The sequence below is a fragment of the Vibrio sp. genome, assembly GCF_038138445.1.
In the GTDB taxonomy this organism is placed as follows: Bacteria; Pseudomonadota; Gammaproteobacteria; order Enterobacterales; family Vibrionaceae; genus Vibrio.
This window is the reverse complement of sequence record NZ_JAYQDQ010000009.1, coordinates 52797-76805: the sequence shown is the minus strand read 5'-3', so window position 1 is coordinate 76805 and position 24009 is coordinate 52797. Positions and strand designations below refer to the sequence as shown.

General features: G+C 41.6%; 23 protein-coding genes. 14 read left to right on the top strand and 9 right to left on the bottom strand.

The genetic code is table 11. From position 1 onward, the window contains the following. The first annotated feature begins 59 nt into the window (after positions 1-59). Entirely contained in the window at positions 60-566 is a 507-nt protein-coding gene (locus tag AAFM34_RS04850) for a Fe3+-citrate ABC transporter substrate-binding protein (RefSeq protein ID WP_341660545.1), read from the top strand. A gap of 110 nt (positions 567-676) precedes the next feature. Here the strand turns inward: AAFM34_RS04850 and gltX are convergent, their stop codons facing one another. Beyond that, the gene (gltX, locus tag AAFM34_RS04845; protein WP_341660543.1) at positions 677-2104 is read right to left on the bottom strand and encodes a glutamate--tRNA ligase; all 1428 of its coding nucleotides are present in this window, start codon (positions 2102-2104) and stop codon (positions 677-679) included. 215 nt (positions 2105-2319) lie between these two features. Between gltX and AAFM34_RS04840 the strand changes: the two genes are divergently transcribed. The 5 genes from AAFM34_RS04840 (at position 2320) to AAFM34_RS04820 (ending at position 8927) form a co-directional block, all read left to right on the top strand. Continuing rightward, the gene (locus AAFM34_RS04840; RefSeq protein ID WP_341660541.1) at positions 2320-5031 is read left to right on the top strand and encodes a heavy metal translocating P-type ATPase; all 2712 of its coding nucleotides are present in this window, start codon (positions 2320-2322) and stop codon (positions 5029-5031) included. Further along, a complete protein-coding gene (locus tag AAFM34_RS04835) occupies positions 5021-5467 on the top strand; it encodes a DUF411 domain-containing protein (protein ID WP_341660539.1) in 447 nt (148 codons plus the stop codon). Before AAFM34_RS04840 ends, AAFM34_RS04835 begins: the two co-directional genes overlap by 11 nt. 297 nt (positions 5468-5764) lie before the next feature. Then, a complete protein-coding gene (locus tag AAFM34_RS04830) occupies positions 5765-6343 on the top strand; it encodes an outer membrane beta-barrel protein (protein ID WP_341660536.1) in 579 nt (192 codons plus the stop codon). A 265-nt stretch (positions 6344-6608) separates the two neighbouring features. Next, positions 6609-7187 (top strand): outer membrane beta-barrel protein, encoded by a 579-nt coding sequence (locus AAFM34_RS04825; RefSeq protein ID WP_341660534.1) that lies wholly within the window; start codon positions 6609-6611, stop codon positions 7185-7187. Positions 7188-7433: 246 nt separating this feature from the next. After that, positions 7434-8927 carry a winged helix-turn-helix domain-containing protein gene (locus AAFM34_RS04820; RefSeq protein ID WP_341660532.1) on the top strand — a complete coding sequence of 498 codons (1494 nt, stop codon included), beginning with the start codon at positions 7434-7436 and terminating at the stop codon, positions 8925-8927. A 45-nt stretch (positions 8928-8972) separates the two neighbouring features. Here the strand turns inward: AAFM34_RS04820 and hemH are convergent, their stop codons facing one another. The 3 genes from hemH to htpG form a co-directional block, all read right to left on the bottom strand. Further along, positions 8973-9926, bottom strand: coding sequence for a ferrochelatase (hemH, locus tag AAFM34_RS04815; RefSeq protein WP_341660530.1), 954 nt, complete (start codon positions 9924-9926; stop codon positions 8973-8975). Positions 9927-10058: 132 nt separating this feature from the next. Beyond that, complete coding sequence (gene adk / locus AAFM34_RS04810) at positions 10059-10703, bottom strand: adenylate kinase (protein WP_341660528.1); 645 nt, start codon at positions 10701-10703, stop codon at positions 10059-10061. Positions 10704-11007: 304 nt separating this feature from the next. Further along, positions 11008-12912 (bottom strand): molecular chaperone HtpG, encoded by a 1905-nt coding sequence (htpG, locus tag AAFM34_RS04805; RefSeq protein WP_341660526.1) that lies wholly within the window; start codon positions 12910-12912, stop codon positions 11008-11010. A 248-nt stretch (positions 12913-13160) separates the two neighbouring features. Here htpG and AAFM34_RS04800 point away from each other — a divergent pair, with 248 nt between their 5' ends. After that, positions 13161-14021 carry a transcriptional regulator gene (locus tag AAFM34_RS04800; protein WP_341660524.1) on the top strand — a complete coding sequence of 287 codons (861 nt, stop codon included), beginning with the start codon at positions 13161-13163 and terminating at the stop codon, positions 14019-14021. Positions 14022-14031: 10 nt separating this feature from the next. Next, positions 14032-14547 (top strand): regulatory protein ToxS, encoded by a 516-nt coding sequence (locus AAFM34_RS04795; RefSeq protein WP_341660522.1) that lies wholly within the window; start codon positions 14032-14034, stop codon positions 14545-14547. A 38-nt stretch (positions 14548-14585) separates the two neighbouring features. Here AAFM34_RS04795 and AAFM34_RS04790 read toward each other — a convergent pair whose 3' ends face one another. The 4 genes from AAFM34_RS04790 to AAFM34_RS04775 are packed head-to-tail and all read right to left on the bottom strand — an operon-like array spanning position 14586 to position 16852. Then, on the bottom strand, positions 14586-14990 hold the full coding sequence (locus AAFM34_RS04790; protein ID WP_341660520.1) for a CBS domain-containing protein: 405 nt from the start codon (positions 14988-14990) through the stop codon (positions 14586-14588). Beyond that, complete coding sequence (locus AAFM34_RS04785) at positions 14987-15337, bottom strand: P-II family nitrogen regulator (RefSeq protein WP_114786579.1); 351 nt, start codon at positions 15335-15337, stop codon at positions 14987-14989. Before AAFM34_RS04785 ends, AAFM34_RS04790 begins: the two co-directional genes overlap by 4 nt. After that, on the bottom strand, positions 15327-16121 hold the full coding sequence (locus tag AAFM34_RS04780) for a DUF1538 domain-containing protein (RefSeq protein ID WP_341660517.1): 795 nt from the start codon (positions 16119-16121) through the stop codon (positions 15327-15329). The genes AAFM34_RS04785 and AAFM34_RS04780 overlap by 11 nt, the downstream gene beginning before the upstream one ends. Next, the gene (locus AAFM34_RS04775; protein ID WP_341660515.1) at positions 16118-16852 is read right to left on the bottom strand and encodes a DUF1538 domain-containing protein; all 735 of its coding nucleotides are present in this window, start codon (positions 16850-16852) and stop codon (positions 16118-16120) included. The genes AAFM34_RS04780 and AAFM34_RS04775 overlap by 4 nt, the downstream gene beginning before the upstream one ends. Positions 16853-17086: 234 nt before the next feature. Here AAFM34_RS04775 and AAFM34_RS04770 point away from each other — a divergent pair, with 234 nt between their 5' ends. The 6 genes from AAFM34_RS04770 (at position 17087) to AAFM34_RS04745 (ending at position 22234) form a co-directional block, all read left to right on the top strand. Further along, the gene (locus AAFM34_RS04770) at positions 17087-18001 is read left to right on the top strand and encodes a TIGR01777 family oxidoreductase (RefSeq protein ID WP_341660513.1); all 915 of its coding nucleotides are present in this window, start codon (positions 17087-17089) and stop codon (positions 17999-18001) included. A gap of 44 nt (positions 18002-18045) precedes the next feature. Next, on the top strand, positions 18046-18873 hold the full coding sequence (locus AAFM34_RS04765; RefSeq protein ID WP_341660511.1) for an SDR family oxidoreductase: 828 nt from the start codon (positions 18046-18048) through the stop codon (positions 18871-18873). A gap of 303 nt (positions 18874-19176) precedes the next feature. Further along, positions 19177-20031, top strand: coding sequence for a co-chaperone YbbN (locus AAFM34_RS04760; RefSeq protein ID WP_341660508.1), 855 nt, complete (start codon positions 19177-19179; stop codon positions 20029-20031). A 352-nt stretch (positions 20032-20383) separates the two neighbouring features. Next, on the top strand, positions 20384-21304 hold the full coding sequence (locus AAFM34_RS04755) for an SPFH domain-containing protein (protein ID WP_341660506.1): 921 nt from the start codon (positions 20384-20386) through the stop codon (positions 21302-21304). A gap of 8 nt (positions 21305-21312) precedes the next feature. Next, positions 21313-21771, top strand: coding sequence for an NfeD family protein (locus tag AAFM34_RS04750; RefSeq protein WP_341660504.1), 459 nt, complete (start codon positions 21313-21315; stop codon positions 21769-21771). A 283-nt stretch (positions 21772-22054) separates the two neighbouring features. Next, positions 22055-22234 (top strand): hypothetical protein, encoded by a 180-nt coding sequence (locus AAFM34_RS04745; RefSeq protein WP_341660502.1) that lies wholly within the window; start codon positions 22055-22057, stop codon positions 22232-22234. Between the two features lie 39 nt (positions 22235-22273). On the opposite strand, the gene AAFM34_RS04740 is transcribed toward AAFM34_RS04745, so the two are convergent. After that, positions 22274-23674, bottom strand: coding sequence for a porin (locus AAFM34_RS04740; RefSeq protein WP_341660500.1), 1401 nt, complete (start codon positions 23672-23674; stop codon positions 22274-22276). Positions 23675-24009 lie beyond the last annotated feature (335 nt).

Sequence of the window (24009 nt, the reverse complement as noted above, 5' to 3'; positions counted from 1 at the left end):
ACTATTTTTAGTCGGTGCCAGCTTTCAGTTAAATGGGGCTCACCGCCAGCTTACGTTGAATGAAGAAGAGTAATCTAACTACAAACACTGGTCACCGTTTTATCTCCAAAGCCAAAACCGCGTTTAAGATCCACATTCATACACCAGATGATACGGTGTTACATCGTTCCGTGGGCTATGTAAAAATCGGCGAAAAAAAGGGACTCAAAAAAGCCATTAAGCTCAGAAACGAACTGGGTAGTGCCATGTGGGGAAGGTTTTGGCGCAAATTACTTAAAGATCCGTACCTAATGACAAGGCTCCCTCATTCTGTTGAACCAAAAATTATTTATAAACCCAGACCAACCAAAACTAACCCAGATGCGAAGGATGAGTGTTACATTGCCGCTTGGCGAAATTATGATAAAAACGGAAAGTTGATATACAGAAGTATTGTTTGTTCAATTAAAAAACATGGTCGTCTCGCCGCCTACACAAAAACTAAAAAAGCCCTGCTAGAAGCCAACAAAGACAACTTAGAAATTCTCGAGTTTATGGGACGTTTAACCAGCATAGATCTTAAGTAAACCCTTCATCATCATACAGTCACCTATATCCTTAATTTGTTTTCCTTTGATACTAAAAAACCGCAACATGAGCTGCGGCTTTTTATATCATAGTGAGCTTTTACAAAGCTTTATGCATTGGCTTCTCGTTGTGAAATGAAGGCGAGCGCCATCTTGATTCGAGCAATAACTCGCTCTTTACCAACTAACTCCATAACCGCATCCACAGATGGTGATTGCCCCCCCCCTGTCACTGCAACACGCAAAGGCATACCAATTTTACCCATACCAATATCTAACTCTTCACAGACAGCAGCAATCACATTCTCTTTGATACTTGCCGTATCCCAACTCTCTAGCGTTTCAACTTTCGCTAAAGCAAGCTCTAATGGACCTTTTGCGACACCACGTAAATGTTTCTTCGCCGCACCAGCTTCAAAGTCAGAGAAATCTTCGTAGAAGTAGCGAATTTGTTCAGCCAGTTCCACAAGTGTATTACAGCGTTCACCGACAAGTTTAATCACTGGAGTAAGTGCAGGGCCGTTTTCTACATTAAGATTTTGGTTATCTAAGTGCCACTGTAAGTGCTCTGCTACATACTCAGGAGCTGACGTTTTGATATAGTGATTGTTTAACCACAGAAGCTTTTCAGTGTTAAACGCAGAAGCTGATTTGGAAATAGCATCAAGGGTGAATAGCTCTATCATCTCTTGCTGAGAGAATATCTCCTGATCACCATGAGACCAACCCAAACGAACCAAGTAATTATTAAGCGCATTTGGCAAGTAGCCTTCATCGCGATATTGCATTACAGAAACAGCCCCATGACGCTTAGATAACTTAGCACCATCATCGCCCAAAATCATCGCGCAATGAGCAAATGTCGGAACTGGCGCACCCAAAGCTTCATAGATGTTAATTTGACGCGGGGTGTTATTAATATGGTCTTCGCCGCGCACAACATGAGTAATTCCCATATCCCAATCATCAACGACAACCACAAAGTTATAAGTTGGTGCGCCATCAGTTCGGCGAATAATTAGATCATCTAATTGATCGTTAGCGATTTCAATACGGCCACGGATCTGATCTTCAAACACAACACTGCCTTGCGTTGGGTTACGAAAACGCACTACACAAGGATCGCCGTCTTTCGCCGCTTCATTGGCCGCTATGATTTTGGGGTGACTTGCATCATAACGAGGCATCTGTTTATTTTCTTCTTGCTCAGCTCGAATTTCATCAAGAAGCTCTTTTGACGCATAACATTTATACGCTTTGCCTTGGGCTAGCAAGGTATCAACCATTTCGTTGTAACGATCAAAGCGCTTAGACTGGAAATAAGGTCCTTCATCCCACTCTAGACCCATCCACTGCATCCCTTCAAGAATGGCATCGACGGCTTGCTGAGAGTTACGCTCTAGGTCAGTATCTTCGATACGTAGAACAAACTCACCACCTTGGTTTTTTGCAAAAAGCCATGAATAAAGTGCTGTGCGAGCACCGCCAACGTGAAGATAGCCTGTAGGGCTAGGAGCAAAACGAGTTTTAACCGTCATTTAAAAATACCTTGATTAGCTGAATGACTGCACCATGAGGAGGCGCTAAAAATTGCGCGTATTTTATCATTGATCTCCAAATCTACAATCCACTAGTGACAGAATTCACCCATACATACTGATCTCTTATCCCAAGTATCACTCCAATACACTTCTTGACCTTACCCTAAAGGTAAGGTTTATCCTTATCCATAGTTTATTGTGAGGGGCAAAAAATGCACAGGTTAGATATTCCACTTTCAGGCTTAACTTGTATGGGATGTGCGCGTAAAGTCGAACACCTATTAGTGAAAGAACATGGCGCATTAATCCATGAATTAACACCTAAACTTGTGTGTTTGGAGACAAACAGCCCGTTTAAAGAGCTAGAATCATCTATTCTTACCCTTGGCTATCATGCCGGTCATCAGTATCACTTCCATCTTGAAGGTTTAAGCTGTACCAAATGTGTCGCTAAGCTCGAAAATACCCTAAACAGGAATACAGGTATTGGACATTTTCAAGTATCAAAAACTGAATTGTCTCTTTCCACGCTTCTTAGTGAACAAGAAGTCAAAGATCTGATTAAATCAGTTGGCTATAAAGCGAGTCGCGAACAATCTGAGATACCCGAATCACAGCAGCAAACCTCTTCCCAATCTGAGCAATTAGCATTAACTGAAAAAAGCAGCACCTATACTTTAAACTTTTTCATCTCAGGCATGACCTGCGCAAGCTGCGTGGCATCGGTTGAGCGCGCCTTAATAAGTGTCGATAAGGTAGAGCGCGCGCAAGTCAATCTCGCTGAGCAAAGTGCCATTGCTTTCAGCCTCTCAAATGAAGAATCTGTCATCGCATCTGTTGTAGACATTGTGAATAAAGCCGGATATCAAGCCGAATACGTTCTCGATCCAGAAACTCAGCAGCAAGAGCAGTTAGCCAAACAAAAATCCATACAAAGCCTGCACAAAAAAAGTGCGTGGCAAGGCTTAGCTATTGGCGCTCCACTTATGCTCTGGGGAGTACTCGGCGGTAATATGATGATACGTAGCACTCAAGACCAACTGATCTGGGGCGCTATTGGACTGATATGCTTATGGCTACTAGCAACAGCTGGACGCTCCTTCTTTAGCAACGCATGGCAAGCGCTACGTAACAAACGAGCAACAATGGACACATTAGTTGCCCTTGGTACAGGTGCTGCTTGGTTATTTTCCATGCTGATCGTGAGTTTTCCTCAATGGTTTCCACAGGCCTCTCGCCATGTTTATTTTGAAGCCAGTGCAATGATAATAGGCTTGATTTCTCTCGGGCATTACATCGAAGCCAAAGCCAAGGCCAAAACCACGCTTTCTCTTCAATCCTTAATAAGCCTTCAACCAAATAATGCTACCGTCATTACTGAATCCGGCGATAAAGTCATAGCGATAAAAGAAATAACACAAGGGATGCAGCTTAGAATTAAGCCTGGTGAGAAAGTCCCAGTCGACGGAATCGTCTTATCGGGTAACTCCTACCTTAACGAGTCCATGTTAACTGGCGAGCCTATCCCTGTGTTTAAGGATCAAGGCTCTCAGGTTTCAGCCGGGACCGTAAATCAAGACGGCAGTCTGGTGATAGAAGCTACCAGCGTTGGTCGCAATACCATGTTGGCTAGGATCATTAATATGGTGCGCACAGCGCAAAGCAGTAAACCGGCAATAGCCAAGCTAGCTGATCAGATTTCATCCGTGTTTGTTCCTGTTGTTGTGGTGATTGCTCTCGTTTCTGCGCTAATTTGGCTTTTGTATGGGCCTGAGCCCAAAGCCAGTTATATGTTAATTGTCTCCACAACTGTGCTTATTATCGCTTGTCCCTGCGCGCTTGGCTTGGCAACCCCACTTTCAGTCACCGTCGGGATCGGAAAAGCTGCAGAAATGGGCATACTGATTAAAGATGCCGATGTGCTTCAGTCTGCCAGTAAAATTAATACTGTGGTGTTTGATAAAACGGGCACGCTGACACAAGGTAAACCTAAAGTTGAATCTGTGTTTGTCAAAAGTGTTGATGAAAGCCACCTACTGACTCTGGCCGCAAGTTTAGAACAACATTCCGAGCATCCTCTTGGTAAAGCCATTGTTGACCTTGCCGAGCAAAAACAACTTCACCTTGAAGAGGCGCGTCAATTTACCAATCTGCGCGGTATGGGGGTAACAGGACTAATTAAAGATCAACTAACCTATGTTGTATCCCTCAACTATGCTAAGCAGCAAGGGATCGACACCGACACTTTTAACTCAGAAATTGAGCAATGTGCCACTTATGCATGGACGCCGGTTATTGTCGTTCAAAAAAATACTGTGGTAGGAATCATTGCTATTAGTGATCCAATTAAGCCAGATGCTATACAAGCAATTAACGCCTTAAATTCAATGGGTATCAATACTGTGATGTTAACTGGGGACAATCAAGATGTGGCAAATTCGATTGCTTCCCAGCTAGGAATAAAAACGATTATCGCCCAAGTACTGCCCGATCAAAAGGCCCGGCATATTAAGCAATTACAAACACAAGGTCAGCGCGTTGCTATGATTGGTGACGGGGTGAACGATGCGCCAGCCCTTGCAACAGCCGATATTAGTATTGCGATGGGAAGCGGCAGTGATGTGGCAATTGAAAGTGCTCAAATGACTCTACTCCATTCATCTCCTGTTGGCGTAGTTAAAGCAATTGAATTATCTAAAGCTAGCATTAGAAATATGAAGCAAAACTTGTTTGGCGCCTTTATTTATAACAGTTTGGGCATCCCTATTGCAGCAGGTGCTCTCTACCCAGCTTTTGGCTTTTTACTCAGTCCTGTTGTCGCTGGCGCAGCTATGGCGCTCTCCTCTATTACTGTCGTCAGCAACGCTAATCGCCTGCGTCTGTTTAAACCTTCACACCCTATCAGAGGTCACTATGAAAAATAAGATTGTTGGACTTGCGCCGTTTTTACTTTTCTCGCACCAAGTTTTGGCTGCCGATGTTATCAATCACAAATCGCCTTATTGCGGCTGCTGCACGGCTTGGACCAAGCACATGCAAGGAGAAGGCTTCACGGTGGAAGAAAAACTGCATGATGATATGAATAACATCAAAAAAGAGCTTGGCATAACCCCACAGTTAGCATCTTGTCACACCGCCGAGATCAATGGCTATATTTTTGAAGGCCATATCCCTGCCAAAGATATCAAAGCGTTTTTAGCCAACCCACCTAAAGGTGCCAAAGGACTAGCAGTTCCCGGTATGCCAATAGGCTCTCCAGGAATGGAAAACGGCACACAAAAGCAGGCTTATACCGTGTATGCATTTAACCAAGATGGGCAAGTATTTGAATATCAAACCTACCCTAAAAGTAACAGATAGCCCTTAACTTTTATGAAATTATATTTTAAAGCACCTGAAGATTCAGGTGCGAACCTTATAAAATCAGAGCAAAAAAGATATTAGTGACAGTGTTAACAATAATTTAGATATAAAATTCAACTTTATTCAACTGTTTTTAATTTTGTTTCTCGCTTCATAACACCAGCTTGCAGTAACGTCTCTCCTTTGAAAAAAGCCGTACCAAGATGCGGCGCCTTAGCTAAGAGGCTCTTTAGTGGGTGACCGCTCACTTAGTTACCTCTTTTTCCTAAAGACAACAACTTGAGTGTATAACACATGAAAAAAGCATTACTTATTGCAGCTATTGCTGCTAGCGCTTCTATGCCTTCGCTTGCTAGCGATACCTACTTTGCTCTTGAATTAGGTGCTGGTAAATATGACTACTCTGGTGAAGGTTCTGACACTAAAGCAGCTAAAGAAACTGAAAACATGGGTGTATTTGGATTAAAGATAGGTCACTACTTAAACCAAAATGTACGCGCTTATGGCTACACTCAGCTTTCTGTGAGTGACGAATACAACCATTTGGATGTCACTACTCGTGAGGTGGGTGCTGGTGCAGATTACCTACACTATGTAAACAACAATTTTTATCTACTTGCTGGTGGTAACCTAGGATACCAAAAAACAGTAGTAGAACATGATGCCTCTGCACACTCTTTCAAATACGACAATACTGGCGTTGTTGCTGGCGCGAACTTGGGTTTAGGCTATAAGTTTACTGAAAATTTTGGTATGGAACTTGGCTACCGTCATAGCCACTACTTTAGTAATGAGCTCAAAGGTGAGTCTATTTATGACACTAAAGTTGATGCTACTAACATCGCTTACCTAAACGCTAACTTCGCGTTCTAAGACAATTTAATAAAACATAATGCCGCTTTTTGCGGCATTATTTGTTTCTACTCTACCGAATCTGGCTACATGGAACTGTCCCTTACTTTCTCTGCAAACTTGGCTAATCAAACCATTGCTAGCCTCATCTAGTTTTTGCACCAACACTCATTATTTATTATAACCATCAGCTATTTAATTAACATTTTTAGCCTATGCAAATTCTTAAGCTTGTTCTATATTTTATGCATTTGACAAATATCTAGGACATAAAAAAGGGAATAAGATGAGAAAAAAGCTCGTTATAGCAGGGGTCACTGCGATGGTTTCTATGCCTTCGTTTGCTAACACTTATTTTGCACTTGGGATTGGCGCCGGTGAGTATGATTATTCTGGCCCAAGTTCTGAGTTAGAAAGTTATAAGCAAATAAATGATATGGGCTCATTCGGGCTAAAAATAGGTAGCTATCTTAACGAAAGCCTGAGAGCATATGGCTACATCAGGCTCTCAGTAAGTGACTCATACCAAAATACTGATATTACTACTAGTGAAGCAGGGGCCGGAGCCGACTACTTACATTATGTCACTAGTCAATTTTATTTACTTGCTGGCGGTAACCTTGGCTACCAAAAAACAATCTTAGAAGATATAGACACTTCATCAAGTTTTAAAGAAGACAGCACCGGACTTTCTTCGGGTATCAATCTAGGTTTAGGGTACAACTTTACCGAGAACTTTGCTTTAGAAGCAGGTTACCGCTATAGCTATTATTTTAGTAACGATATTAAGAATTCAGACACGGGTTTAAACCTAAGTGTTGACTCAAATTACAATGCCTATCTTAACGCTAAGTTCAAGTTTTAATTATCTAGGGCGATGCTAGAAACATAGCGGCATCGCCGTAAATACATTTGCTTACCTAGAACAACACTCTTCCTAATGGCTCAATCATTCTCTACATTTAGATTAATTCATTGATCTTTCGATTAATAATCCACCCCACCCAAGGAAAATCTCATTTATGGGACAAATGCAACATTTCCTACACTTATGTTCGACAGCAAAATTAGGATACACTGACTATATAATGTTATTTCTCAATAGAGATGAATGAATCTACTCGAACAAGCCAAAAAAGAACATTGCAATATTGCCATCGCCGATATTGTCTACAATCCTCACGACAAGTCTTTACGCTCTGCGCAAGATGACATTCCGCTCGAACCCAGAAACATAGCTTTACTGGAAGTATTGCTTTCTAATGTGGATGAACCCACATCGATTGATGAATTTATCGAGCTGGTTTGGGAAAACCAATACATTTCGAAAAATGTGGTTACAAACCGAATAAGCCTATTGCGTAACCTTTTTCGCCAGCATACTGAGCAAGCCGATTCAACCAAAATCATCGTAACCTACCCCAAACGTGGTTACTATATCCCACAGAGTTTTGTCCAACTTATCGATAAAGACGAAACCAGTTTGCCTAGCCCAGTACCCGATGCAGCAGAAAATACTGGCACCAAAAACACCATTCTGCGCTACATGGGATGGAGTCTTAGTGTTGTGTTTGCCGCATTGACCATATTGCTAGCAATACATACTTGGTCCCACTTCAACCAAAGTAAACAAAATAATACCCTGCATGTTCCTCAAGTAAGGCTATTGCTTGATACTGTGGTTTGTGAAGATGAGGGGCTTGAGGGTACCGCCCTCAAAATCAAAGCGCTGATCCTCTATGCCTACAGTTCATCTCCGTATGTTCACCTGTCTAATATGAGTTCACCGAGCTTTTATTTGCACAGCTTAAGTGAGCACTGTCACTTCCCAGGCTCAGATGCTGCCTATGACTCAGATTACCGTTTACGTTTTAACTTGTGGGAAGATGAGGGCGGAAAAGTCCATTTGGAAAGTCTTTTGCATCTGACGGCTTCAGGAAGAGTCGCATGGAGAAAAATATATCCTTTTGAGCCACAACAGCTAACCGAAACCGTTAATCAATTAAATGCGGATTTGAGTGATTACTTTAAGCTGCCACAAGATATACAAAGCTTTTCTCATCATGTATCTGGTTTCATCACGCCAATCGCCAATACCAGCTTAAATAACTTGCTAAAACGTCCGCTTACGAATATGGAAGTGCTGTTTTACACCCGAGAGCTGCTTTTTACCGACCACTCACAAGCTGATTTTAAAAAATGGATCGCAAAAATTAAGGAACGCGAGCCAATTACCTCACCTGATCTGCATATGTTGCTGGCTCTTATCACCTATCGCTCAGGAGATGTTGAGCGAAGCCTTAGAATGCTTGAACGAGAATACGCCGCTGAAGTTCCCGATAATGCGCTGATTTTTCTTCTCCAAGCCAATATCAATCGAGAAAAAGGCAACAAGCAGATGTACCTTGCTTATTATTTGAAAGCTATCTCGGCATTGACCACCACTCTACCCGCAGAACACGTCTATAGCTTGTACTCTAGTAATGATAGGAAACAAGCTTGTTTAGAACTATGGCAAGAAGCTTTACACGATATAAAATATATTCAGCGTCCTAAATCCGTATTATGGCAAGGTGTTGAGACCTTTTGCCGGCCTTATCCATAGAAAAAGCCACCAAAAGGTGGCTTTCCATTAAACAGTATTTTAGAGCTAGTTAATGAGCTCAATCATCATTTGGATATGAAGCTCGTCGTCATTCAAGCATGGAATAAAATTAAACACTTCTCCTCCATGTTCAATGAAAAGCTCGCAGCATTGCTCTGAGATTTCTTCCAACGTTTCCAGGCAATCGGAGGAAAAAGCCGGAGTGATAATATCCAACTTCTTAACGCCTTTACTCGGTAGTTGCTCAAGCGTCTTGTCCGTATAAGGTTGCAACCACTCTTCACGACCAAATCGAGACTGATAAGTCATCCCAACTTGCTCTTTTGTTAAGCCCAATTCCAGTCTCAACAATTCCGTGGTTGCTTCACAATGCTGTGGATAGATATCGCCATTATCGGCATAACGCTTGGGAATGCCGTGGTAAGAGCACAACAAGTAATCGCCTTGGCCTTTTTCTTGCCAAGAGCGTCGAACACTTTCAGCCAAAGCCTTTATATAAGTGGGGTGATCATGATAATCACGTATTAGTCGATAACTGGACATAACAGGTATGGATTGAAAGGCCTTAGTTAACCCATCAGACACTGCAGCTGTCGTTGTACCTGAATACTGCGGGTAAAGAGGCAATACAATCACATCTTCAACGCCCGATGCTAGTAGCTTTTCAAGTCCAACCTTAAGGCTAGGGTTACCATAGGTCATTCCCAGCTCCACTGGCATATCAATCTGCTGTTTAAGTTTATCCGCTTGTCTTTTGGCATACACCAGCAGAGGTGAACCTTCCTCCATCCATACAGTTTGATATAACTTGGCTACTTTTGGGGAACGTATTGGCAGAATAATGCCATGTAATAGTGGGCACCACAGCCAGCGCGTCATATCTACCACACGCTTATCATGCAGAAACTGGCTTAAGAAGCGTTTTACTGCTGGTGCTGTCGGTGCATCAGGAGTTCCCAAGTTAACCAACAGCACTCCTTGTTTTTTTGTACTTTGCATAACACCTCATCGACACTATAAAACAGACCTTACGATGTAAACCTCTTTACCGATCAAAAGGTAAAGATAAAAAAAGCGACCTAATTGGTCGCTTTCACTATATCAAACTTTTTAATTGCGATGTAAATAGAATTAAGCCAATGCTTTTTCTATATCCGCACTCACTTCTTCAACGCGTTTTGTGCCATCAAATTTTAGATACTGAGTACTTCCTGCTTGAGCTTCTTTACCGTAATACTCAATAAGAGGAGCCGTTTGTTCATGGTACACACCTAAGCGTGCGCGAACCGTCTCTTCTTTATCATCATCACGTACAACAAGATCTTCACCAGTGATATCATCTTTACCTTCGACCTTAGGCGGGTTGTAGGTAACATGGTAAGTACGACCAGAGGCCAAATGAGCACGTCGACCAGCCATGCGTTCAACAATTACATCATCTGCTACATCGAACTCAATCACATAATCGACAACAACACCCATTTCTTTTAGGCCGTCAGCCTGAGGGATAGTACGTGGGAAACCATCAAGCAAAAAACCTTTCGCGCAGTCATCTTGAGCAATGCGTTCTTTAATTAGGCCAAGGATAATGTCATCAGAAACTAGCTGACCAGCATCGATAACAGCCTTGGCTTGCTTGCCAAGCTCAGTGCCAGCTTTTATCGCAGCACGTAACATATCACCAGTAGAAATCTGTGGAATACCATATTTCTCCATGATGAATTGAGCCTGTGTGCCTTTGCCTGCACCTGGAGCACCTAGAAGAATGATGCGCATGTTAAATCCTCTTAAGATTGTTGATTTATACCGAAGCTCACAATGTTAATTTCACCACTATAAGCAGTGTTATACGACGGTAAGTTTTGGTATAAGTGTTATTTAGTGATAATAAAACAGGCGTGCACATTACACGCCTGTTGACCGAGTTTCAAGATTGCATTCTATCACACAATCGATCACTACTGATCAGTCCAAAGGCTAAGATTGCCCACTTACTCACACTAACCCTAGCAACCTCTCGGTATAAGCAATAAAACTCAATCGTTAAAAAGCCCGCATATCGCAAGCTTTTCAATCAAGATTATTGGTTTGCCAGTAGCGAATTAATCGCACCAACAAACTGTGATGGATCTTCCATCGAACCACGTTCAGCTAACATAGCTTGACCAAGTAGCACTTCAACCCAGCGGCCAAATGCTTCTTCATCGGCTTCATCAGCCATACGTTTAACGAGATCGTGCTCTGGGTTAATTTCAAAAATGTATTTCACTTCAGGGGCCGCCTGTCCTGCTGCTGCAAGTAGCTTAGCCATTTGTGTACCCATTTCAAAATCATCCGTCACAACAACAGCGGGGGTTGAAGCAAGTTTGAAGGTCGTACGAACTTCTTTTACGCGATCACCTAAATACTCTTTGGTGCGATCGACTACAGATTTAAACTCTTCTTCCGTTTCTTTCTGTTTTTCTTTCTCTGCTTCGTCTTCAAACTGGCTAAGATCAAGACCTGCTTTGGTAATAGACTGGAATTGCTTACCGTCAAACTCAGTTAGGTAGTTCATTAGCCATTCATCGATACGATCAAACATCAAAATGACTTCAATCCCTTTGGCTTTGAACTGCTCTAAGTGAGGGCTGTTTTTTGCAGCTGCATAGCTGTCTGCCGTTAGGTAATAGATCTTATCTTGGTCTTCTTTCATACGCTCAACATAAGATGCCAAACCAACCGTTTGTTCTTCGGAGTCATTGTCTGTTGAAGCAAAGCGTAGTAAGGCTGCCACTTTCTCTTTGTTGGCCATGTCTTCTGCTGGGCCTTCTTTTAGAACAAGACCAAATTCTTTCCAAAATGACTGATATTTCTCTTCATCATTTTTTGCCATGCGCTCAAGCATAGTTAAAACACGCTTGGTACAGGCATTGCGCAGTGACTGAGTCACTTTGTTATCCTGAAGGATTTCGCGTGACACGTTTAGCGGCAGATCATTAGAATCTATTAAGCCACGAACAAAGCGTAGGTATGACGGCATAAATTGTTCTGCGTCATCCATAATGAAAACACGTTGAACATACAGTTTAAGACCCGATTTATGATCGCGGTTCATCATATCCCAAGGTGCTTTAGCTGGAATATAGAGTAAGCTAGTGTAGTCGTTCTTGCCTTCTACACGGTTATGGCTCCAAAGCAAAGGATCGGCGAAGTCGTGTGAAACATGCTTGTAGAATTCTTGATACTCTTCTTCTGAGATATCTGATTTGTTGCGAGTCCAAAGTGCTTGAGCCTTATTAATTTGCTCCCACTTTTTCTCACCAGTTTCTTTTCCTTCTTCATCACGCTCAGCAGTTTGAATAGACACTGGAATGCCGATGTGGTCAGAATACTTGCTGATCACCTCACGAAGGCGCCACTCATTTAAGAATTCTTTACCTTCATCACGCATGTGAAGAACAATATCAGTACCACGGGATTCCTTCGAGATGGTTTCTATTGTGTATTCACCTTCACCCGCAGAATGCCATTGAACCGCTTCATCTGAAGTAAGGCCTGCTGCTCGAGTACGAACTGTCACTGCATCCGCAACAATAAATGCGGAATAAAAGCCAACGCCAAACTGACCAATCAGTTGTGAGTCTTTAGATTGGTCTTCTGACAACTTAGAGAAAAACTCTGCTGTACCTGATTTAGCGATAGTGCCAAGATGTTCAATAACATCATCACGGCTCATGCCTATACCATTATCAGAAATAGTCAGAGTATTGGAGTTTTCATCAAAAGAAAGCTTAACGCCAAGATCTGCATCTCCTTGAAATAAACCAGAATTAGATAAGGCTTGGAAACGTAGTTTATCCGAAGCATCCGAAGCATTAGAGATAAGCTCACGTAAAAATATCTCTTTATTTGAGTAAAGAGAATGAATCATCAAGTGAAGTAGTTGTTTTACTTCAGACTGAAAGCCACGAGTTTCTTTATTTTGTGTTGCCGTTTCGCTCATGTTCGCTCCATAACATCTATAATTATCAGGCCTTACATTTGTAAATAAGGCCGACGCTGACATAATCTGCAAACTAACATGAGGGTGCCAAATGTAAATTCAAGGTCAAAATTCATAAAAACATTGTTTTTTTGATTTTATTTTGTCTATCCTTACACCTCAAAAAATCAAAAACAATATTTACCGTCTCTCAAACACGTTTTTTGGCGCATCTGATGAAACCTAACTAACAATGATGGTTATACCGAATGAGTAACATAGGCACTAAGTTCAATCTTTCAAACAGATTTACTTTTGACCCCAATACAAACTCTCTGGTGGACAACTCAAACGATAACAGCGAAATTATTCGTTTGGGAAGCAATGAAAGCAGAATTTTGCTTTTACTATCAGAAAAGCCCAATGAAATCGTATCTCGTAATGAATTGCATGATTTTGTATGGAGAGAGCAAGGCTTTGAAGTTGATGATTCAAGCTTAACTCAAGCTATTTCTACACTAAGAAAACAGCTTCAAGATTCAACAAAATCTCCACAGTTTATTAAGACAGTGCCAAAGCGTGGTTATCAATTGATCTGTAGTGTTGAACGCACAACCCCTTTGATGAGTGGTGCAGATCCTCAAGAAGAGGAAACATTAGACACTACTCATCTCGATAATGAAATCACTAGTGACATAAGTGAAGATGACACGAAATATTCAACCAGTGCTCTAATAAAGCTCCAAGCAGAGCAAATATCAGCGGAATCGACAAAACCGAGATGGGGAATACGAGCCATGTTGTTACTCGCCTTACTTATCCCATTGAGTGTTATTCTATTTACTAACCCTGCCGAATCAACGTTTCGTCAAATTGCCATGTATGATGGTACGCCTGTAAAAACACCGATCAATCATCCAGATTTAACCCCTTGGTATCCGTCAATCGAACAATGCGTAAAACGATATAACCTTGCCCATAGCTCCAAAGAACCAGTCGAGGTAATTGCAACTGGGGGGCAAAATAACCAGTTAGTACTCAACTACATACACTCGGTTGCTAGCTCAGGTGAAAATGTCACTGTTCGCATATTTGCTGATCAGAAAGATCTCAACAAAGTTTGCCAATAGGAAAAATAAAATGAACCATAAAATTGCAGCCGGTTTACTTGTTTTATCAGCTTTGTTTAGTAGTTGGCTTTACTGGGGAAGTGATCTAAAAGTTGAGCAAGTACTGACATCTAAAGAATGGCAGTCAAGAATGGTCACTCTTATTACTGATAGTCTAAGGGAAGAATCTGTTGGGTCTCTACGCCGTGTGACTGTTGACTCCAATATGAAATATTTGCCAAATGGCCAATACAACCGCTTTGCTATTGTAAAGCTGTATGGTAATGATGCAAAAAATGAAAGTGTCATTAATATTTCTGAAGAAGGTGAATGGGATATCAGTGATAACTACCTTTTAGTGTCTCCCGTCAAATTTAAAGATGTCTCCTCTGCTCAAAGTAAAGATTTCACTGAAGAGCAACTTAAGCTCATTACTCAGATCTTTAAAATGGATGCTCAACAAAGCCGACGAATAGATATAGTCAATGAAAACACATTATTACTGACTAGCTTAAACCACGGTTCAACCGTACTGTTTTCTAACTAACCCATATTTTCAGTTCACTGTGAGCGAGGGATGAGTCACTATTCATCCCTCGCCATGCCATTGAGAACAATATTGTTATAGCTGACCATACCAAGGATTTGACCGTTTTCAATGACGGGAGCGCGACTGATACCAAACCGCTCAAATAGCCTAGCGCAATATTTTACCTGCATATCAGGGGCTACTGACAATGCGGGTTTAGTCATAATTTCATATATATTGACGCGATCAGGTGAGCGATTCATTGCCAATACTTTTTTGGCAATATCATTCATCAATACAAGTCCATATTCATCGTCATCATTGCGTTTGTTAACCACTAAGGCTTTAACTTGATGTTTTCTTGCCAACAGGATCCCTTCCCTCACCGTCGTTAGACCATCTATCATGACGTAGCTACCGACCATAACATCACGTACGCATATTTTCTCACCGACACTCATAATTCGTTCCCTACTACTTCCGACAATTTTGCCACCTGGTGAGCAACACCAACAGCATCTTCGACATCAATTTGCACCGCAATTCCCTGACCAGACTCTTGATCAAACTCACCCACCTCACTAATTTTTTCCAAAATATGCCTCGAAAGGTGCTCTTCAACGACAAAAAGAAGTACGTCTTTTTGCACTTCTAAAGTGAGACCAAAAAAGGTAGATTTCTTGTTTAGACCCTCCCCTCTGGCATGATTGATGACAGTCGCCCCTGTAGCTCCAGCCTCTCTCGCTGCATCAAGCACAGAATCTGTTCTGCTATCTTCGACAAAAGCGAGTATCAATTTAAAGCGCATTTTCATTGTCCTCCTGTGATGAATGTTTGCCAAGCCACTGAGTTATTTGTGCATATCCCATAACAGAGATGATGGGAAACAGGCTCGCAAATGCGATAAGTCCGAAACCATCAATCATAGGGTTACGGCCTGGTACAGTAGAAGCTAGGCCCAACCCTAAAGCAGCCACTAAAGGCACGGTTACTGTAGAAGTTGTCACTCCTCCAGAGTCATAAGCGAGCGGGACTATAAGTTTGGGTGCATAAAATGTCTGAATGACGACAATAATGTAGCCGACTATGATGTAGTAATGGATAGGGTCTCCTACCACAATTCTATAACTCCCTAATGAAATACCAAAAGCAACACCCAAGGCTACTGCGATACGGAGTCCATTGACACTGATGGCCCCCCCAGAAACCTGGTTAGCTTTTATCGCCACCGCAATTAGAGAAGGTTCCGCAATTGTAGTGCTAAAACCAATGCAAAAAGCGAACAAATACACCCAATAATAATCTTTCCAGCCGATATTGCCCTCTCCTGCAGTGCCAGCTTCTTGTAAAAATGAGGGTTTAGTCAACTGCATTGCCATTGTTTCCCCAAGAGGAAACAAGGCAAGCTCAAGGCCGATTAGAAATAGGGACAAGCCAAGAATGACATAGCCAAATCCAGCAACAACCTTGGGCCAGTTACTTACAGGACGGCGCAAAACTGCAAATTGAAAGCCAAAAATAATTGATGCTATCGGCAATACATCTGTAATTGTATTATTAAACGTCCCAATAAACTCAGACCAAGCAATCACGCGACCACCATTCCGTAGACCATAACGAACATCATGGGTAATAAAGAAGCAAAAGCAATTAAACCAAATCCGTCTAACATAGGGTTGCGCCCCTTAATTGCTGATGCCAGACCAACTCCTAATGCGGTAACAAGAGGCACTGTAATCGTAGATGTAGTAACCCCTCCTGAGTCGTATGCAACACCAATGATACTTTCGGGAGCAAACATCGTCAGAACAACAACACCTATGTATCCCCCAATGATCATGTACTGAATCGACCAACCTCGAAGAATACGCAATACGCCCAGCATAATGGCCACGCCCACCGATAGAGCAACGGTATACCTTAAGCCATTGGCATATTTATCCATTGCAGCCTCACTTTCGGCGATCATGCCCCCTTCTGCCGCAACTTGAGCGGCCTCTGCAGAGACCGCTGTTAACGCCGGCTCTGCGACTGTCGTTCCAAAGCCTAAACAAAATGCAAATAACATCAGCCAAGCGACACTCCCTTTACGCGCAAACGCTTGGGCCATGGACTCACCAATTGGAAAAAGCCCCATTTCTAAACCAAAAATAAAAAAAGTTAGCCCCATAACGACCAAGACGAGACCAAACAGTATTGACAACATATTAGGTAAAGGCTCTTGCAATACTGCAAGTTGAAAAAAAGCAATGACAGCCACTATTGGCAACAAATCTCTTAAGCTTCCCAAAAATGCTTTTAAAAGTGCTGCCACAGCCTGCATATAGACCTCATATCAGTATGTCTGCCATCCAAGTATGGCAAGGGGATTCTGATATAAGTTTGACCCAAATAGAGAGATAGACAACTAAGAAAGTAAAATATAAATTTTTGCTATCTCTCGTTCTTGTTTTGTATAAATGATGATCCTAAATGTAGCTAACTCGCTATAATTACTAGAGTTGCCGTTTTAATTCTGTCTATTAAAATAGCATGTAGGAGGATATAGGAGATCTGAATGAAAGTACTGCTAACTGGCGGCACAGGCTTTATCGGTAGAGAGTTGCTAAAACATTTCACCACCTACGAAGTTGTGCTTCTTACACGTTCTCCCAATGATGCAAAAGCAAAAGTTAGTCATGCCGATATGGGTAATATTACCTATATCTCTCAATTAGACAGTTTAAACGATCTTAACGAATTTAATGTGGTGGTAAATCTAGCTGGTGAACCTATTGCAGACAAACGCTGGAGTGAAAAACAAAAGAACACAATATGTAATAGCCGTTGGCATATCACCGAAAAAATTGTTGATCTTATTCATGCCAGTGCATCACCACCCAGTGTCTTTATTAGCGGTTCAGCAGTAGGCTATTACGGAGATCAACAAGAACACCCATTCGACGAAGGCTTACACGTTCACAATCAAAGCTTTCCTCATCTTGTATGTACCAAATGGGAAGAAATTGCTAATCGCGCTCGCTCCGAGTCTACCCGCGTATGTATTTTACGTACAGGTGTCGTTCTTGGACTAGGAGGCGGGGCATTAGGAAAAATGATGCTACCCTATAAACTTGGTTTGGGGGGACCTATTGGTAATGGCAACCAGTTTATTCCGTGGATACATCTTCTTGATATGGTCCGTGGCATTATTTATCTAATAGAAACAGAGCATGCACATGGAGAGTTTAATTTATGTGCGCCTCACCCAGTCACCAATAGGCAATTCAGCCAAACTTTGGCAAAATCGCTCAAAAGGCCACATATATTATTCACGCCTAAATGGGTACTAAGTGTCGCTATGGGCGAGAGTGCTGAACTTCTGTTCGACAGTCTAAGAGCAAAGCCTAAAAAACTCACCGAACTTGGCTTTCGTTTCAGCTATTCACGTATTGAACCTGCTATGAAAAATTTGTTACAACACCAAGACTAATCTTGTATGCTATTAGTTTAAAATTTCAACAATACAAATACTTAATGGCAAAATCTATTCTTATTACAGGCTGTTCCACAGGTATTGGATACACATGTGCTCATGCACTACACAAAGCCGGCTACCAAGTCATTGCATCATGTCGAACCCCCGATGACGTTAGACGTTTACAAAGTGAAGGGCTCACTTGCATTCAGCTAGATTTAAATAGCAGCGATAGTATTGAACACGCCGTTAAAAAAACGCTGGAAATAACTGGGGGAGCACTTGATGCACTGTTTAACAATGGAGCCTACGGACAAGCAGGTGCCTTGGAAGATCTTCCTACTCAAGCTCTAAGAGAGCAATTTGAAACCAATTTCTTCGGCTGGCACCACCTTGTAAAACAAGTACTGCCAATCATGCGTTTACAAGGCTATGGCCGCATAATTCAAAACAGCTCTGTACTTGGCTTTGCTGCTATGTCCTATCGAGGGGCTTACAATGCATCTAAGTTTGCCATAGAAGGCTGGACAGATACACTGCGCTTGGAGCTCGCTGACACTAACATTAAAGTCAGTTTAATAGAGCCAGGCCCCATCGAGACTCAATTTAGAAAAAATGCGCATAAAGCCTTGATAAAATGGGTCGATGTTAATCAAAGTGTTCATCATAAAGAATACGAAAAGCGCTTGAAAGCATTGGGAAACAGCACATCAACTAATGCATTCGTGCTATCACCAGAGTCCTGCGTAGCACCATTACTTCATGCATTAGAAGCCAAACAGCCCAAGATTCGCTATCGCATTACAACACCGACCAAAGTATTTGCAATATTAAAACGTTTACTTTCAAGTCGCACGCTAGATTGTGCTTTGAGGCGAGCGTCTTAAAGGTTGTCATCATAGCGTAATAATAAAACGATAAAGTAGCCTATGAAGTCATAGACTTCACCATTTTATAAAGCGTCACATTTGGATAATAACATGACATTAAACCAATTAAATTGGCTAAGTGTGGGTGTTACGCTAACTTTGTTTATCGTTTTATAAACACCTCCGCTTGTATTTAACAACAGCAATACCGCCAATGTAGCGGTATTGCTTTGTTAACCTATGCTGCCAAAGTAATAGCTTGATATTTACCTAATCAGCCCATATGTCTGTGATATATTAATCGTCGCAAGGAACCCGCCAATGCAGTCCCCTTTTATTGTCGAACTCAATGAGCAGAATTTTCGTCAAGTACTTGAAAGCTCAATGCAAGCACCCGTACTTATTCACTTTTGGGCATCGATGAGCCAAGAAAGTGCGCAGATAATTCCACAACTACAGGAACTAGCTCAGCAATACAATGGAGCCTTTACTTTAGCGCTTTTAAACTGCGAGCAAGAACAGATGATCGCTAGTCAGTTTGGAGTTCAAGCTCTGCCTACGATCGCATTATTTGTAAATGGTCAGCCTGTCGATGGCCTAGGTGGACCACAAGAATTACAAGCTATTCAGGCTATGTTGGCCAATCATTTACCCAGCCAAGATGAACTCAATGTAAAACAAGCATTGGAATTGATTCAAACAAATGAATACGGACAAGCGCTCACTTTACTTCAAGCTCTACCAGATGACTTAAAACAAAAAGGCGATGTAAAGTTAGCAATAGCAGAATGTCTATTAGAAACACAAAGCTTTGAGCAAGCAAAAACCTTGTTAGACAATATTCCTTTGGAATATCAAGATAACCATTATAAAGGATTGGTGGCCAAGCTTGAACTCCATGAACAATCGGCAAACAGCCCTGAAATTCAATCACTTGAACAACAGTTTCAAACTGATTCAAGCAACGCAAAACTCGCCGCTGAGCTAGCATTAAGTTACCACCAAGTTAACCGAGACCAAGAAGCGCTAGAAACTTTGTGGCAGTTTTTGAGTCATGACTTAAATGCTCTTGATGGGGATATAAAGAAACATTTTATGGATATTCTCGCCGCGCTGGGACAAACCAACCCATTGGCATCTCAATATAGACGCAAGCTATATTCACTACTTTACTAAGTGTTACATAAGAAAAAGCTGACCAAGTATCAGCTTTTTCTTTGTCAAAATGTCTTCTTTATCACTCACATTACTAATAAAAATTATTTATTCACAAGCAAAGACTACCAAAGGCAAACCCTGAAATAAGTTGATAAGTTATTCTTATTTTTAGTTTTAATATCTACAAGCTTACTTCTCAAACACTCTATGCCTCTTTAACTGCTCTATATCTTTGACCTTTAATTTTACTGCCTCAGCCTTGTCTCAATACTGACAGAGTATGAAATATGTAATTATCTTGCATTTATATCATTGTATTCAACACCGATCTAAGCAACAATCAGCATAAAGAATAAAATGGGGTTTATCTATGATTATTGATTCTCTTGTCACTATAGGGATTCTGCTCGTTGTCGTCATTGCATTCATAGTTGCTGGGGTAAAAACTGTCCCTCAAGGCAACCATTGGACTGTCGAACGATTTGGCCGCTATACACACACTCTCAAACCAGGCTTAAACATCATTATTCCATTCATCGATAGAGTCGGACAAAAAGTTAATATGATGGAGCGTGTTCTGGATATCCCTGCTCAAGAAGTCATTTCAAAAGACAACGCTAATGTAACTATCGATGCCGTTTGCTTTGTTCAAGTGGTAGATGCCGCTCAAGCAGCGTATGAAGTGAATGATCTTGAGCATGCCATTCGAAACTTGACCCTCACAAATATAAGAACCGTGCTTGGCTCAATGGAATTAGATGAGATGCTCAGCCAGCGAGATATGATCAATAGCAAATTGCTCTCGATTGTTGATGAGGCCACTAACCCTTGGGGTGTCAAAGTCACACGTATTGAAATAAAAGATGTACAGCCACCAGCCGATCTCACTGCCGCTATGAATGCACAAATGAAAGCTGAGAGAAATAAACGTGCTGAAATATTAGAAGCAGAAGGTGTGCGCCAAGCAGAAATTCTCAGAGCTGAAGGTCAAAAACAATCCGAAATACTCAAAGCCGAAGGTGACAAACAAGCTGCAATATTGCAGGCAGAAGCGCGCGAGCGTGCTGCTGAGGCAGAGGCACGCGCGACTACTATGGTATCAGATGCCATAGCGCAAGGTGATATGCAGGCAGTTAATTACTTTATTGCTCAAGGCTATACAGACGCACTGCGTAGTATTGGTCAGGCCGAAAATGGAAAAATCATTATGTTGCCGCTTGAAGCGTCAGGTCTTATGGGCTCGGTTGCGGGTATTGCAGAAATGTTCAAACAACCTGAACAAAATAAATAGAGGTCCACTTGCTCGAATTACTTGATTCTATTAATCATTGGCATTGGCTAGCGTTTGGGCTAGCTCTGCTAGCCATGGAGCTTTTTGGCACTGCAGGCTATTTTCTGTGGCTAGGGATATCCGCTTTGCTCATAGGGGTGCTGTTATCATTATTGCCAATGAGTTGGCAACTCCAATGGATAGCCTTTGCTGTATTTTCACTGGTGACGTCTTGGCTCTGGTGGCGAAAACAATTTAACCAAGATGTGTGTGATGATGAACATAGGGAATTGAATCAAAAGCAAAAACAAATGCTAGGGCAAACGGTTGTGATTGAAGAGGATATAGCTCCTGGACGACACAGGATTAAAATTGGTGACAGCACTTGGTCTGCACAAACCGACCACCCCATAGCGGCTGGAACTCTAGTCGAAGTGACCCAAGTCAATGGAATCATTTTAACCATTGAAGAGAAAAGTCTCAGTTAAACCAGAAAGAGTTATTGCCTGTCACAATAATTTCATTTTCAAAACACCAAACCATATCAGAAGAGGCATAGCAATGCCTCTTCCCAGATTTACCCTACTATAAATTGATAATTTTCTATCTAAAAACGTCATTTACCTTGATATTCATCCCTTCAGTTGCATACTTATCACTACATAACCCATGTAACACTCACTAAACGAGCTTTATTTACATGGTTATCTAAATCAGCCGTTAAGTTAAAACCTTATTCACCTGACACTCGACTATGGAGCGAGGAAAAGAATGAAAGCGAAACTGACTCTGTTACTGCCCGTTTTAACTATCATCTCATTTAATCTGCATGCCAGTGGAAATCAAGGAGGCAGAACATTAGCTGTAGAAATACAATGCGAGCTAAAGAAAGGCCAAGTTCAATCTTTACCCCCCTTATATTGCAAAATGTTCAACGGCAAACCGCTTTAAGAAGATAGAGTTGGAGGAGCTTAATTGCTCCTCAATCAATTACATAAAGTTATAAGGAATCAAAACTTGGAAACGCAAGTCTGTTTCATCGGCATCTTTCGCACCTGAATATTCATCACGCTCAAGAACTGTACCATGTAAGCGAATCGTCGCACCTTTCAGAGACCCACTCTGAAGCGAATAAGAAATCGTTGCGTTTACTGCATATTCGCTTTCATAATCCCAATCACCAGATGCCCCACTGGCAGAAGAATCAGCTCCTGTACCATAGCCAAGACCTAGATAATAACTCCAGCCATTACCTTGTTCGTATGACAAGCGGTTATACCAAGCGATCTCTCCTGCTTTGTTCCAATCGGAGAGCGCATCCCAATATTGAGACCAGGTTCCATTGGTCATTCCATAAGTATGGATAGTACGTGGCACAAAATCGGCTCGATTATCTGTGTCTGTGTAGCGCAGCTCAGACATCCAGGAAAATTGTCCAAAGGATTGCTGTAAAGAGAGTCCTGCGTGATAGCCTAGGCCATCATATTTAACATCGTCATTGACACCATAAAAATCAGCGGCAAGGATTGTGTTCTCGCTATGTTGGTACTTTAGATAGGCTTTATAGGACTCGTTATCATTTTTATCCGTGTAACTTGTTACTTGTTTCGCACTCCAGTCTACGGTATCAGCATAAATAACCCCCTTTGCCTGACCAACCCCCAACTGGAAGTATAAACTTTCAGTGAGTTGTCCGTTGAGGCCTAGTGAGTGAAGATAGCTCCAAGAGGTATCAGACCAGAGTGCCGGAGCATAATCATCATCGCTAAGTAGCCATGGTGCGGTAAATTGATCCGCACCAAAATAGCTGAGATTAAACTCACCGACTTTGCCATTTAGTTCAAAGCCTCGATAAGTACCTGGAACAAAACTCCACACGTTACCAACAGTCCCATTACCTCCAGATTGCAACATACCAAATCGAGCATTAAAATCTTCATCAGATTTAAATTTCAGTGCCGCTTTGTAGATCTTGAGTTGCTCACCTTCGCCCGCTCCCCAATCAAGGTTGGAACACGTCGATATTTCATTACAGAGGTAACCGTCATCCCCTTTCAAACTCTCATTATAAAGGTCACCGGAGTAATACCCGGCCAAATCAGCACCAAGCCATCCCTCATGATAGCCAGAAGAAAAGTCCAATATCGCATTGTAGGCTGAATAATTTAATCGGCTCCAACGATCACCATTTGAACCGCCGGGCTTATCCGATGTGCGTGTCCTCGAGCGTGTATCGACCACAAATAATGCATTGAGTGCTGAGTCTTGCATGAACTCATCAACGGCTTCAACATATTGATCACCCGCAGAACTTTCTGATGATGCTATGGCAGGACTAGCACTAACAAGAATTGCTAATGCAATGGATGATAATTTGAACAATTTGTCCATGGAAAGCTCCTAAAAGTGGATATAGCTGTTTTATGTCCTCACCTTAAGTTGGCCGCCGAAGGGAGGACTGTTTCCTTATGTTTAAAAAGCAAAAAAATAACTCACTTTTTACTTATCACTGATATATGAATTCAGTGTATCCACGATCAAGACTAACTTCGCAACGAAAAATATCAATTAGAACTTGGCCTTTAAATAGAGAAATATGACCAGCTACAAATTTTTATCTATAGAGTGACTTTATTCAAATATTTAATATAAAAATATCAGAATAAATTTTTACCCTTTAAAAACAAAATTTTAAAAATAAAACGTGATTTATTGATTGGGATTAA